Genomic DNA, 12984 nt, shown 5'->3' on the forward strand with positions numbered 1-12984 from the left:
AATATTTTTGTAACATGTAATATACTAATAGTATGAAAAATTTTAATATTATATTATTAGGAGAGCGAAATGAATAAATTTAAGAAAATCGCAACAGTAGCAACAGCTACAACTTTATCAGCAGGTATTCTATTAGGTATGCTACCTACAGAAACTCAAGCAGCAACTAATACTAAAGTTGTCCAAGCTCAAAATGACTTAAAAAAACAAGTAAACTCATACATTAAAGTACTTACAAACTTAAAAAATGAAATCTCTTATACTGATCAGGATGTATATTATTTTTACAAAGAATTACAAACTGATGTAACTTTATTTAATAAGTACGGATATACAGGTAAAGACGAACTAGTGAAAAAAACTACTAATTTTAAAACAAGAATCGATAAAGGACGTAAAGATAATGCATCAGTAGATATGAAAAAAATAACAGCACAATTTAATACATATATTAAAAAAGTAGATTCAAAGGGTGCTAAAACATACTTTACTACTCAAAAAAATAAATTGACGGCAATTAGAAATTACCAAAACCACACATATGATACGATCGAATCGTATGCATACGATATCGAAGATCAAATTTATAAAGAAAATGAAATTTATATTCGTAAACAATTACCTCTTGAATATAAAAACTTTGTAACTGAAACTGACTTAGCAAGGCAGCATATTGATGGATACAATAATAAAGAAGAAGAAATAATGAACTATGCTTATGATGTTCTTAATATGGATTTCCCAACATACCATCAAATTCAAATTGATATTGAGAATATGATTGAGAAATATAATGATGATTATTATGATTATCCAGATGAGATTGATGAGAGAGATCAAGAGAACTTATATTATGCAATTGAGAAAAGAGATGTTGTACGAGCTAAAACTGCTCTTGTAAATTCAACTGCAGCTCTTAAAAAATTCAATGTAAAATATGGTAAATTTGAAGTTGAGTACAACGCATATAAAACAAATCTAACAGTTAAATTCGCTAATAAAGTAAAAGCACCTGCTACACAAAAATAAGATAAGCATCTAAATAAAAACAGTCCTTTGTTTGAAAATCATCTTTTCCAAAGGACTGTTTTTTATGTTTAACTTGATTCAATTTTTCTTGTTTCGTTTTTGTTCTACGCGTATTTAAATCTAACATTGCAAATGGACTCCTACTTAATTCAGGATTTCGTTTACCTTCTCTAATTAGTTTGTCTCGTAATTTTCTAGATTTTGATTTGCTCATTCTTCTTTCCACCTCTTTTAACTTGATCCTTCTATTATATACATCTCTTCCATGTTTTCCACTATCACTTCACAATTTATTTTTTTGAAATTGGAATAAAGTGATTAAATAAACCGACTACTTTTATATCCTTGTTTAAAGCTTTAACCTCGTAAACTGAAAAAAAGACATAATCTTTTTTAGTTGTAACATTACTAATAAGTTTTTCCCCTAATAAGTCAATCCCAAAATCAACATATTTATTTTTTGATTCCAATTTAAGTTGATCCTTTGCCCAAGTAACAAACTCTCCCTTTGATGGATTTGTTTGAGCAGAAATAATTAAACAAATTGCGAAAACCCCGATAACAAGTAATTTTTTCATAAAGTCACCTTTTCATTATTTTTACTCTTTATATGATAAAGGATATTATCGAATTGTCCATAAAATATCCATTTTTTATGAATAAAATGTTTAAAGGATATAAAAAAGGGTCCTAATTGGGAACCCTTAAAGTAAACCAAGTTCTTAAATTTTTCAGTTTGAAACTTATTTACTTAATGCATTACTTACTATTTTTGAGTCTAAAAATGGAATCACGGAAATAATTTCGCTAATGCCATGTTTTGATATAGCATCTAAAGCAAGTTCATTAAGTAGGTCACCTTCAATAAATGGACAGATTGGTGCTAAAGACTTAATCCCATTTAACACATAACTCTTTCTTGTGCATTCATCAATTATTTCGTCACTAATAAATGGTGCCATTGATGCTAGTCCTTTTATACCATTCATTTCAAACTCTTTCTTTGCACATTCATCGATTATTTCGTCACTGATAAATGCTGCCATTGATGTTATTTCTTTTATGCCACCTATCTCAAACTCTTTCTTTGCACATTCATCGATGATCTCGTCGCTGATAAATGGTGCCACCTGTGTTAATCCTTTTATACCATTCGTTTCAAACTCTTTCTTTGCACATTCATCAATGATTTTGTTACTAATAAATGGTGCCACCTGTGTTAATCCTTTTATACCACCTGTTTCAAACTCTTTCTTTGCACATTCATCAATTACTTCTTCGCTAATAAATGGTGCCAAAGTTGTTAAACCCTTTATTCCATTCGTTTCAAACTCTTTCTTCGCTAATTCGTCAATTAATTCCTTACTAATAAACGGTGCAACCTGAGTTAATTCTTTAATTCCTTTTGACTCAAACTCTTTCTTCGCTAATTCATCAATTACATCTGTACTAATATAAGGTGCCATACGTGATAATTCTTTGATTCCATTCGAATTAAATTCTTTCTTTGCACATTCATCAATTATCTCTTCACTAACAAATGGCGCAATATCTGATGCATCAATAATTGTAAGATTCTTCTCAACGTTTCTAAAAACGATGTCTGCTTGATCGATATTAAGAATCGGAGCCACATTTAAAAAATCTTCTTTTTCCACTTCTAACTCAAATGAAGAATCAGGATTATCTTTTTCTATTAGATTATTGATCAACTTAATCCCTTTTTCATTTCCTAAAATTTCATCAATACTTACATTAAAAATCTCTGCAAGCTCGGGTAATTTTGAAATATCTGGCATCGTCTCTCCCCGTTCCCAGTTACTAATTGCTTGAAAGCTAACACCTAATTGATCAGCTAGCTTCATCTGTGTAATCTTGTTTGCTTTTCTTAATTGAGCGATTTGTCTACCTACTTTTTTCATGTCAAACATTTCTATCACCTCTATTTAAAAGTTAATTTCATTGTATCTAGTTATTTGAATAGTTAAAATCAAGCGTTACTTGAATTGATAAAAATGGACTCAAGTAATAATTGAATTTATAAATTAACGGCAATTTTATTTACCTTTAACGTAATTAACCGAATGCTCAATCTATTATAACAATTTTATAAAAATTTGAGGTATTTGAATTTTCAAGCAAAAAAAAAAAAAAAAAAAAACAACCCAATATGAGTTGTCTTCAGAAATATCATTAAGATTAATCTTTTGTAGTCCATTCGTAAAGTGCTTCAAAATTTAATTTTTCTAACCAATGTCGTTCCGCTAAGATAACTGGGTGAATCAATATATCTTTCCGATTTGAGTCATCACAAAAATTAAATAATTTATCTTTATAAGGTTCTAGTAGCTCTAGAACTTCTTTTATTCGCCATTTAAATCGTTTACTTGAACCCCAACCTACTATAATAATGTCTGCGTTACTAATCGCTAATTTTATTGCTTCATCATTATATTGGCCAACTTCGCATTCTTTCCCTTTTAGCTTTGTTGAATCCGGTTCCATTAATGCAAAAAGATTTACTAGTTCTAGCGACCCAAAGCTACCTTTCTTATAATCTATAAAAAAGTTAAGACATCTCGCCAATATATAATCACACTTAAGATGATTTGCTCGACAAGGATTAAGTAATACAAGTGTAGCTTTCTTTTTTGATTCATCCCAAGTTCTTGTAAGCGAATATCGCATTAATTTATTTTGTTTATCGAAGACCGCCTTCGTATTAATCTGCATGGAATGACAGTTTACAAAATCCTCAAATGACATATACTCACTCTTTTCATCATTAATTAAAACAAAATCAACAAGGTATTATATTCCGTTTAATCGTCATTTGTACTATATTATTAATCTAAAATAAATAATCATTACATTGTAACTATAAAAAAATTAAAATTTTAGTAGCTTTCTATTTACTAATTTATATTTTCCTTGTACGATAATGGATAATTTAAACAGTTCATATTAGGAAGGGGCTATTTTTATGATTAAAGGAATTATTTTTGATTTGGATGACACATTACTTTGGGACCAAAAAAGTGTTGAAGTTGCATTTGCAAATACATGTAAACTAGCTACAGAAAAATACGGTATTGATCCAGCTGAATTTGAACATGCCGTTCGTGATTCGGCTAAAAAGCTTTATGAATCATACGATACATACGAATTCACAAAATTAATTGGCATAAATCCATTCGAAGGACTATGGGGAAATTTTGTAGACGATCATGATCAATTTCCAAAAATGAGAGTGAATTCACCTACCTACCGAAAAAATGCATGGACACTTGGTTTAAAAGCCTTTGGAATTGATGATCCAGAATTTGGTCAATTATTAGCAGAAACATTCCCGGAAGAACGTAAAGGTAACCCTTTCGTATACGCTGAAACATTTGATGTGCTTGATACATTAAATGAACAGTATAAACTGCTCTTACTTACAAACGGCTCCCCTGATTTGCAACATACGAAGCTTTCAATTACACCAAAGATTAAAGAATATTTTGATCAAATACTAATCTCTGGAGACTTTGGAAAAGGTAAACCTGATCCAAGTATTTTTGAACATGCCTTATCATTAATGGAACTTTCAAAAGATGAGGTCATTATGGTCGGAGATAATCTTATGACTGATATTCTAGGCTCAAACCGAATTGGTATGAAAAACGTATGGATCAACAGGCATAATAAAGAACGAAATGAAGTTGTTCCTACATTTGAAATTACTCATTTGGAGGAGCTTTATCCAATTATTGATTCTTTGAATAAGTAGGTTTTGTTTAAAAAATCTAGTGGTCCATTTTATGGGGACTTACTAGATTTTTTTATTGATTGGAATTTGGAATAGATTGTAATTACTATTCAAGCAAGTGCAAATAAATTTGTGGAAATCGCAATTAAAAATGGCAAATCTGCAATTAAATTCCAGGTATCGCAATTAACTTTACTTACTCTGCAATTAAACTATTGTTGCAAGTATTAAAGCAAGTTCAAATAAAAACTCGGAATCGCAATTAAAAATGGCAAATCTGCAATTAAAATTCAGGAATCGCTATTAAAAATCTGTAATAGCAATTAAAAGTATGAAAAACGCAATTAAACTAGAAATATACCCATACTACGATCGGTATAACGAGCTACTTTTCACTTTAAACTGGTGTCTTTAAATGAATCTCATAATCTAGCCGGTCAATCTAGTCAAAAAATCAAATCAAAGGATGCAATTTCAGTTTTTAACATCAACATTTTTATATAATTATTACGATTTTGACTAGATATACCCGTTATTTATGTCACTTTTCTTAAAAAACTTCTCATTTGAAACACTGCTCGTCCTATAAAAATTTTTTACTATCAATTTTATGGAGGCTAACTAATATTGTCAAAACAAAATGGAATTAGCATATCTAAAAGTACTTCACCGGAGAATAGAAGTTATATTTTAAATAGAGCTAAGAAGTTACTTGGGAAAAAGGTTTTTTTGGAGACTTTTTTGTTTAATTATAGAGGAAGATTAGTATCAATTAACGAAGACCATTCATTAAATATTATAATTTTGGCTTCGGATGAAGTTTTTAGGCAAATTAGAATTGATTTAGCGTTGGTTATTGAGATTGGTAAATTATCTTGTAAAAGTGTTTCTTCACGAAAAGAGCATGGAGATATTACAAGTGATGAGACATGGCGCGCGAAGAGACACTATATAACGGTAACTGAAAGAACGTCTCCTCAAGCACAAAACAGGATTAATCGTCTTGCCAAAGAGTTTAAAGGCGAGGTAGTCATCGTAAAAACGCTAATTTATCATTATGTAGTTTGTATAAGTGATATTCAAGATTCATTTTTAACTGTCCGCCAACTCATCGATTTTGACCCGCATTTTGCTATTGAGTTTAGGATTGATAAAAATATTATTTATGATATTGTGGATTATCCAATTTAATTTTATAGCTAAAATAAAAAGTACTTTCCAATATAAATTAGAAAGTACTTTTTTTATCGACTCGAGATTAACATATTGTATTGCTACTTGATCTCGTTAAAGCTTGTTGTAAGTCCGCTACGATATCTTCCCATGCTTCTAAGCCAACAGACATGCGTAGCATATTTTCTGTGATGCCCATTTTTTCTCTTAACTCTTTTGGAACGACTGCATGTGTCATCGTCGCCGGGTGTTGAACTAATGTTTCTGTATCGCCTAGACTTACTGCTATTTTTATCATTTTCAAATGGTTAATGAATTCCTGTGTTTCTTTCTTTGTTCCGTCAATTGTAAAAGCGAAGACCCCTCCACCTTTTTTCATTTGCTTACTTGCAATAAAATAATTTTGATTTTTAGAATCCCCAGGATAGAATACATCCTTTACCATTGGATGAGATTTTAAAAATGAAACGACCTTTTTTGCATTTTCACATTGACGGTCCATTCGAACTGCTAGTGTTTTTAATCCTCGAAGCAGCAACCATGCATCAAATGGTGACATAATCGCTCCTATATCTTTTCTTATAGGAGTCATTCGATCAGCTAACTCTTTTGTTTTGCAAACAACAATTCCTGCAACCACATCTCCATGACCACTAATATATTTCGTTGCACTGTGGAGCACAATGTCACAGCCTAGTGTTAATGGCTTTTGTAAATAAGGTGAGCAAAAAGTATTATCAACTACTACGGTAATATTATTTTTCTTCGCAACTTCGACAACCATTTCAATATCGATGACTTTCATTGTAGGGTTGATCGGTGTTTCTATAAATATAACTTTCGTGTTTTCTTGGATTAAGTTTAGGATTTCTTCTTCAGTATCCATTTCACAAAAGTTATGTTCAATGCCAAATTTACTTTCAAGCATTTCTAAAAAGCCATATGTACATCCGTATATGCCTTTTGAACATAAAATATGATCTCCGGTGCTAATTAAAGAGAAAATTGTAGCAGATACGGCAGCCATTCCAGAACCGAATGCTAACGCTACTTCTCCCTCTTCTAACGCAGCCATTCGTTCTTCCAAAATTTGAACGGTTGGATTTCCTAACCTTGAGTAAATAAAGTCATCTCTCTCTCCAGCAAAGGATTGTTCTCCATGTTGTGCAGTTGGAAATGTATAGGTAGACGTATGGAATAATGGAGGAGTTAAACTCCCTTGATACTCACTAGTTTTGTAGCCTTCGTGAATCAACTTTGTATCAAACTGATTTTTCTTCATTTCTAAATATCCTCCTTAATTAAGTGCCGTGTTGATCTAATGTTAATTAAAGTAAAAAATCTAAAATGAAAACCCTTACAAATTATTCACTTAAACTACTTCTATACATAGGAATGTAATACCTTTAAAGAAGTTGCATTAAACCTATAATATATTTCGGAACAAATAAAAATGAAAAAAATAAAGTACTCTCTAACTAGTAGAAAGTACTTTTTTCTTTTAAATCGATCATTCAATCATTTCGTTAATCTTCTAACCACTTCAGAATTTCATCAATTCCAATCGCTTCTTCAACTTCTGGAAATTTCTTAATAAAATTTAAATCGGTATCATTTGGTATCAATTCATCAAATTCGTTTGGGTCATGGACGCTCATTGACTACACCTCTTTAGTAAATTTTATTTAATTTTTGTATTGTTAACTAACTTACTTAATAAAATACATATCCAATTTTTAATGAAAGAAGTACCTTCGATTAACTTAAATAAATTATTAATAATAATAGTTCGTAGTATTTTTATTTTTTCCTCTTTTTTTATCGTAAAAAAATCTTGTGCTTTACTTAACAAAATAGTTCATAGTCTAGCACAAACTCTTCCTTTCGACCATCTAATATTATATCTATTTAATTAGATGTATTTTATGCTCATATTTATTACCGAGTCTATGTAACGAAGATTTTCTACAACATTTTATTACTAATAATAAATTCATCCCTATAATTAATTCTTCTATTTCTAAATTTAATCAAAAATAAGCACTATTCAATTCATAACTTCTTCTCCCAAACTACCCTTTCCACTTTTTCCTCCGAATTGATCTTAAAAGTAATACAAGCCATTTCGAAAATTTCATTTATGTAGATCTCGGTCCAATAAAGTAGGTGTTATCTCAGATAGAAATAACATCTACTTTTTATTTACTTTCCTAAATCCTCTTACTTCACCATTCCATTCCGAAGTGCTGTTACGACAACTTGAGTACGGTCTTCACAACCAAATTTTTGTAATATACGATGGACATGTGATTTTACAGTACCTTCCGTTATAAATAATTTCTTACCGATTTGATCATTTCGAAGTCCATAAGCCATTTCCTGGAGAATTTCTTGTTCACGTTCTGTTAGTTTTTCAATTAGTATTGATTCACCTTCTTTACTAGGCACGGCAAATCTAGAAACAATCGCTCTAGAAAGTGCATTTGCTGCAAGAGTTGTTTTAAAAATAGCTTCACCCCGATAGGATGAGCGTATCGCATCAAGCATTTCCTCAACATCAGCATCCTTTAATAAAAATCCTACAGCTCCTGATCGAATTCCTTGATAAATATATTCTTGATCATTAAATGTAGTTAAAATAACAATTTTCGTCGATGGTAATTGTTTCATTATTTCTTTTGTAGCATCTATACCTGAAAGGTTAGGCATCTGTATATCCATCAGAATGACATCTGGGCGTTTTTCTTTTGCTAATTTGATTGCTTCTTTTCCGTCGGATGCTTCACCGATTAAATTCATATCATCTTGTAGATTGATTACATAGCTAAAGCCTTGCCTAATCATCGTTTGGTCATCAACTAGCAAAACCTTTATTTTTTCATATGACATATTTTCTCAACCCTTCCTTCGTCACAATGGTATTTTTGCAACGATTTCGAAACCATGTGGAAAAATAACCGAATAGGAAAGACTACCATTCATTTTCTCTAGTCTTTCTCTCATTGATTTTAATCCAAATCCTTCACTAATTTTTTGAGCATTTTCTAAATCCCCATTATCCCTAATGGTCATATTGATGCCTTCAGATTCCTTTCGAAGCAAAACATCAAGTTTTGTAGCTTGAGAATGACGTATAACATTTGTAATTGATTCTTGTAAAATTCTAAACAGGATTTTGTATACTTCGACGCCTAATTCAACATCACCAATTTCCGCTTTAAAGGAATATTGAATATTTGATGAAGACTCCATATGTGTCAGTAAGGTTTCTAATGTACAAATTGCAGATTGAGGAAGATCGTCAGCAAGTGAATGAACAGATTTACGTATATCTTCTAAACCTTTTCGAGCAACTACTAACATATCCTTTAAACTTTGTTCGGCCTGATTTGGATCCTTTTTTATCATATATTGTACAGCTTGCATTTGAACGATGATTGACGTTAAACTATGTCCCACCGCATCATGAATATCTCTTGCAATTCGATTTCTCTCTTCTAGAATTGCATTTTGCATAACAGTAGAAGACGCTTCCTGTAGTTGACTGTATGCTTTTTCTAAATTAACAACATGTTGTTTGTTCAATTCATACATTTCATTTCGCTGCATTCTACTTCGAATATTTAAATAAATAATAATTGAAATCAAAATATAGGTTAAAACGTTTAATAAGTCCTGGTGTCCGAATCGCGTATAGATTAAAGCTATGACAATCATAACGATTATTGATGTAATCGGGGTCCTCGATAAAGAAGACCGAATAATCGTTACGTGAAACATAAATGCTGAAAAATACAACACATTGATTTCTTTAAACATAATTAATCCTATTGATGCTTCAATCACCATAATACTAAACGCAATAACTAAATTTACATTCGACCATTTATATTTAGGAATCAATAAAATACATGTTAACGTAACCCAAATCGTTATATAAAGTGCCGTTTTAAGAGGTGGTCCACTAAATAATTTCCCAGTGCTCATGAAAATTAAAATGATCGTAGCACCTATGATTGGTCTTAATAAGAAGACATTGTTCTCCTTCAAAATAAACTTACTCCTCTCATTTACCCTAAAAAATTCACTTTTAATTTTAATCAATATTCTTCCTGTTTTCCTCTATCTCTAGTTATAGACTTTATGAATAAATTTCTATCAAATAGAAGACGATTCAAAAGAAATAATAGAATATCATATAAACATACAATACAAATTAAGGAGAAAAACAATGAATCAACAATATATGTTTATCGGAATCATTATTTTACTAATAGTTTATCGCATCTTTAAAAGGGTTCGTCGAAGTTTCGGATGGCAGCAATTGAATAAAAAGAAAATGCGTATAAGTACAGTTATATTTTTTATAATTGGAACATTAATACTAGTTCAAGGCGGATTAAAACCAATTATTTTAACATCAGATGTTGTTGGTATTTTAATCGGAATAGGACTTGCTTATTTCGCTTCAATTAAAACAAATTTTGAAATGAGAAATGGAGCGTGGTTCTACAATACAAATATTTGGATTAGCAGTACTGTTACATTACTATTCTTAGGTCGCTTCGGTTATCGAATTTATGATATTTATTCAATTGAAAAACTACATGGATTACAAAATGATGGATTGTCTAACGGATTACAAGCAATGGCTTCTGGATGGTCTGCTGGACTAATGTTAATCATGTTTGCCTATTATATTGTCTTCAATTTATTCATGATTCGAAAAGAGAATACACTTGCTCAAGCAAACAACGATTTTCCTATTGAAGGTTAATGACTGTACACCTTCGCTAAAAAAGTTCTGAATGGTGAAAATATGAAAACCCACAAGGAAATTTTTATACCTTGTGGGTTTCTTTAATTATTTGGATTTGTTAAAGTAAATTGTTGATTTTAACAAAAGTATAAGACCACATAAAATTGAGGTCTTTGCTTTTTCTTATGCAACTAGTCGAGTAGAAAGGAGTCTTTTTACCCTATGGTAAATCGAACTCCATCCCCTCTCAGAACCACGCTTAATGTACACGGCTCCTCCGATCTAACTTGATGAATGACTAGAAACACTTCTATTAAATCCTTGTTAATCCGATGTATAGCTTATCGATCTATTCGAATACTTGGCGAAGCTCAATCTGTCCTTCTCCAAGACCATGAGGATCTGGCGCGCGCATCGCCCACTCGATGGCTTCCTCACGAGATTTCACATCTATGAACCAGTATCCTGCAATCAACTCATTGACTTCAGCGAAAGGGCCCTCTGTAATGGTCGGCGGTTCTCCCGGAACAGGGTAAGTAATACGAATACCGTTAGAGCTTGGATGGAGTCCACCGACTGACACCAGAACTCCAGCTTTCTTCAGTTCTTCATTGTATTTCTTCATCGCAGCAAACATCAGCTCCATCTGCTCCGTTGGCATTGTCCCTGCTTCAGAATCCTTCGAAGCCTTCACAACCATCATAAATTTCATTAGTAATTCCTCCTCTGGGTTAAAGTTCTGGAAAGGGTATTTCCATTAATTTGTCATCCTCACTACTTCCTCTAACATAAAAAAATAATAGCATAATTAACTAATTCCTTATGCAACTATAATGCTATTTAGTTGAACAAGAAAATCAACATTATTTTTTAACAGAGCCTATTATTTATTACTTAAAGCAAAATCCACAGCACGTTCTGCATGAATTCTTGTCGTATCAAAAACAGGAATACTGACCTGTTCTTGAGAGACTAACATTGTTATTTCAGTACATCCTAAAATAACTGCTTCCGCTCCTCGTTCAATTAACTGATCGATGATGTTTAAATAAACTTGCTTAGATTCCTCTTTCACAATTCCTAGACAAAGTTCCTCATAAATAATATTATGTACAAGTTTTCTTTCAGCTTCATTTGGAACAATAACATCTAAACCAAACTGCTCAATTAATCTTCCTTTATAAAAATCATGCTCCATTGTAAATGCTGTTCCTAACAAAGCAACTTTTTTAATCCCGTTATTTACAATTTCTTTAGCAGTTGCATCAGCAATATGTATTAAAGGAATTTTGACGGATTCTTCAACTTCCTTCGCCATCTTATGCATTGTATTTGTACAAATAACAAGACAATCTGCTCCACTAGTCTCAAGTTTTTTAGCAATTTCAATCATAATTTTCGTTAACTCATCCCATCGACCCTCAAACTGAAGCGTTTTAATTTCTTGAAAATCGACTGAATAAAGTAAGCTTTTTGCGGAGTGATGACCGCCAAGTTTTTCTTTCACACGTTCATTCATTATTTGATAATACAGTAATGAAGACTCCCAGCTCATTCCACCAATCAGTCCAATTGTTTTCATTATCATTCAACTCCAATTTCTTTTTAAATTTTTACTCATCTGTTCATCAAAAAATCAAGACCTATTATTATCTCTTAGTTTAACAAGGAAATTTATCGAGAACTATAGAATAGTTTAAGCACAATATTATGAAGTAGGAGAGAACAAGATGCATATTGAAAAAGAAAAAATATACCCTAATTGTCCATTTATTACTAGAATAGTAGAAATTGGTGGCCAAACGAAATCCCAGCTAATCCAGAAACTACAACAAGCCTCTATTTCAATGAACGAATATGGTGAGATGCTATTAAAAGATAATCACTTTACAATATCAAATACAAATTACAGCCTTCAAACAGTTGAACTAACGGTTGGCGATCTTGGATTTTTAGAAGGAGCTACAACACCTCAAATTTATAAAAAAGCAAAGGAACTAAATTTGGAATTGTGCCCTATTGAGCTAGGACCTTATCTAAGACTGTCGTATTTAGATCAACCAGAAGGTTACTCAGGGAATTCTGTAAAGCAACATCAAGCTCCATCCGGTTCAATCACAATTGCATCTGAGGCACTATCTGAAGATGAAGATTTTCCGAAAGGTTTTTACATTAGACGAATTAATGGTGTACTATGGCTTCGCGGATATCATGCCGATCATCTACACGTTTGGAACAACGATGATCATTTTATCTTTTGTCAAAAATAGTG

Annotated in this window: 15 protein-coding genes; 5 read left to right on the plus strand and 10 right to left on the minus strand. The window is 31.6% G+C overall.

What is annotated here, in order from left to right; translation table 11 throughout:
* Positions 1 to 69: 69 nt before the first annotated feature.
* The gene (locus tag B6K90_RS03055; RefSeq protein WP_088011057.1) at positions 70 to 1029 is read left to right on the plus strand and encodes a hypothetical protein; all 960 of its coding nucleotides are present in this window, start codon (positions 70 to 72) and stop codon (positions 1027 to 1029) included.
* On the opposite strand, the gene B6K90_RS03060 is transcribed toward B6K90_RS03055, so the two are convergent.
* The 4 genes from B6K90_RS03060 to B6K90_RS03075 all read right to left on the minus strand — a co-directional run bounded on the left by B6K90_RS03060 (position 1016) and on the right by B6K90_RS03075 (position 3795).
* Positions 1016 to 1243, minus strand: coding sequence for a hypothetical protein (locus B6K90_RS03060; RefSeq protein WP_088011058.1), 228 nt, complete (start codon positions 1241 to 1243; stop codon positions 1016 to 1018). The two genes, B6K90_RS03055 and B6K90_RS03060, sit on opposite strands and share 14 nt — an antisense overlap.
* 76 nt (positions 1244 to 1319) lie before the next feature.
* Positions 1320 to 1607, minus strand: coding sequence for a DUF4359 domain-containing protein (locus tag B6K90_RS03065; protein ID WP_088011059.1), 288 nt, complete (start codon positions 1605 to 1607; stop codon positions 1320 to 1322).
* Between the two features lie 165 nt (positions 1608 to 1772).
* A complete protein-coding gene (locus tag B6K90_RS03070; RefSeq protein WP_088011060.1) occupies positions 1773 to 2960 on the minus strand; it encodes a helix-turn-helix domain-containing protein in 1188 nt (395 codons plus the stop codon).
* Between the two features lie 268 nt (positions 2961 to 3228).
* The gene (locus B6K90_RS03075) at positions 3229 to 3795 is read right to left on the minus strand and encodes a DUF1643 domain-containing protein (protein WP_088011061.1); all 567 of its coding nucleotides are present in this window, start codon (positions 3793 to 3795) and stop codon (positions 3229 to 3231) included.
* Between the two features lie 217 nt (positions 3796 to 4012).
* Here B6K90_RS03075 and B6K90_RS03080 point away from each other — a divergent pair, with 217 nt between their 5' ends.
* Positions 4013 to 4801 (plus strand): HAD family hydrolase, encoded by a 789-nt coding sequence (locus tag B6K90_RS03080; RefSeq protein WP_088011063.1) that lies wholly within the window; start codon positions 4013 to 4015, stop codon positions 4799 to 4801.
* Between the two features lie 606 nt (positions 4802 to 5407).
* Positions 5408 to 5971 (plus strand): hypothetical protein, encoded by a 564-nt coding sequence (locus B6K90_RS03085; RefSeq protein ID WP_088011065.1) that lies wholly within the window; start codon positions 5408 to 5410, stop codon positions 5969 to 5971.
* A gap of 67 nt (positions 5972 to 6038) precedes the next feature.
* On the opposite strand, the gene megL is transcribed toward B6K90_RS03085, so the two are convergent.
* The 4 genes from megL to B6K90_RS03100 form a co-directional block, all read right to left on the minus strand.
* Complete coding sequence (megL, locus tag B6K90_RS03090) at positions 6039 to 7235, minus strand: methionine gamma-lyase (RefSeq protein WP_088011067.1); 1197 nt, start codon at positions 7233 to 7235, stop codon at positions 6039 to 6041.
* Positions 7236 to 7479: 244 nt separating this feature from the next.
* Complete coding sequence (locus B6K90_RS24305) at positions 7480 to 7611, minus strand: hypothetical protein (RefSeq protein WP_268875886.1); 132 nt, start codon at positions 7609 to 7611, stop codon at positions 7480 to 7482.
* Positions 7612 to 8173: 562 nt separating this feature from the next.
* Positions 8174 to 8842, minus strand: a complete 669-nt coding sequence (locus B6K90_RS03095; RefSeq protein ID WP_088011069.1) for a response regulator transcription factor — start codon at positions 8840 to 8842, stop codon at positions 8174 to 8176.
* Positions 8843 to 8863: 21 nt separating this feature from the next.
* Positions 8864 to 10003 (minus strand): sensor histidine kinase, encoded by a 1140-nt coding sequence (locus tag B6K90_RS03100; protein ID WP_088011071.1) that lies wholly within the window; start codon positions 10001 to 10003, stop codon positions 8864 to 8866.
* A 181-nt stretch (positions 10004 to 10184) separates the two neighbouring features.
* Here B6K90_RS03100 and B6K90_RS03105 point away from each other — a divergent pair, with 181 nt between their 5' ends.
* Complete coding sequence (locus B6K90_RS03105; protein WP_088011073.1) at positions 10185 to 10730, plus strand: hypothetical protein; 546 nt, start codon at positions 10185 to 10187, stop codon at positions 10728 to 10730.
* Positions 10731 to 11061: 331 nt separating this feature from the next.
* On the opposite strand, the gene B6K90_RS03110 is transcribed toward B6K90_RS03105, so the two are convergent.
* Together B6K90_RS03110 and B6K90_RS03115 are read right to left on the minus strand one after the other, a co-directional pair.
* Positions 11062 to 11424 (minus strand): YciI family protein, encoded by a 363-nt coding sequence (locus B6K90_RS03110; RefSeq protein ID WP_088011075.1) that lies wholly within the window; start codon positions 11422 to 11424, stop codon positions 11062 to 11064.
* Positions 11425 to 11595: 171 nt separating this feature from the next.
* The gene (locus B6K90_RS03115; protein ID WP_088011076.1) at positions 11596 to 12294 is read right to left on the minus strand and encodes an aspartate/glutamate racemase family protein; all 699 of its coding nucleotides are present in this window, start codon (positions 12292 to 12294) and stop codon (positions 11596 to 11598) included.
* A gap of 148 nt (positions 12295 to 12442) precedes the next feature.
* Between B6K90_RS03115 and B6K90_RS03120 the strand changes: the two genes are divergently transcribed.
* Complete coding sequence (locus tag B6K90_RS03120) at positions 12443 to 12982, plus strand: bifunctional DNA primase/polymerase (protein WP_088011078.1); 540 nt, start codon at positions 12443 to 12445, stop codon at positions 12980 to 12982.
* Positions 12983 to 12984: the final 2 nt, after the last annotated feature.

It is taken from the genome of Gottfriedia acidiceleris, assembly GCF_002128425.1.
Lineage (GTDB): Bacteria > Bacillota > Bacilli > Bacillales > Bacillaceae_G > Gottfriedia > Gottfriedia acidiceleris.

Bases quoted from the DNA above. Each gene is read 5' to 3' on its own strand.
- B6K90_RS03120 (WP_088011078.1), top strand. From the start codon at position 12,443: ATGCATATTGAAAAAGAAAAAATATACCCTAATTGTCCATTTATTACT.
- B6K90_RS03060 (WP_088011058.1), bottom strand. From the start codon at position 1,243: ATGAGCAAATCAAAATCTAGAAAATTACGAGACAAACTAATTAGAGAA.
- megL (WP_088011067.1), bottom strand. From the start codon at position 7,235: ATGAAGAAAAATCAGTTTGATACAAAGTTGATTCACGAAGGCTACAAA.
- B6K90_RS03055 (WP_088011057.1), top strand. From the start codon at position 70: ATGAATAAATTTAAGAAAATCGCAACAGTAGCAACAGCTACAACTTTA.
- B6K90_RS24305 (WP_268875886.1), bottom strand. From the start codon at position 7,611: ATGAGCGTCCATGACCCAAACGAATTTGATGAATTGATACCAAATGAT.
- B6K90_RS03105 (WP_088011073.1), top strand. From the start codon at position 10,185: ATGAATCAACAATATATGTTTATCGGAATCATTATTTTACTAATAGTT.
- B6K90_RS03065 (WP_088011059.1), bottom strand. From the start codon at position 1,607: ATGAAAAAATTACTTGTTATCGGGGTTTTCGCAATTTGTTTAATTATT.
- B6K90_RS03080 (WP_088011063.1), top strand. From the start codon at position 4,013: ATGATTAAAGGAATTATTTTTGATTTGGATGACACATTACTTTGGGAC.
- B6K90_RS03075 (WP_088011061.1), bottom strand. From the start codon at position 3,795: ATGTCATTTGAGGATTTTGTAAACTGTCATTCCATGCAGATTAATACG.
- B6K90_RS03095 (WP_088011069.1), bottom strand. From the start codon at position 8,842: ATGTCATATGAAAAAATAAAGGTTTTGCTAGTTGATGACCAAACGATG.
- B6K90_RS03115 (WP_088011076.1), bottom strand. From the start codon at position 12,294: ATGAAAACAATTGGACTGATTGGTGGAATGAGCTGGGAGTCTTCATTA.
- B6K90_RS03070 (WP_088011060.1), bottom strand. From the start codon at position 2,960: ATGTTTGACATGAAAAAAGTAGGTAGACAAATCGCTCAATTAAGAAAA.
- B6K90_RS03110 (WP_088011075.1), bottom strand. From the start codon at position 11,424: ATGAAATTTATGATGGTTGTGAAGGCTTCGAAGGATTCTGAAGCAGGG.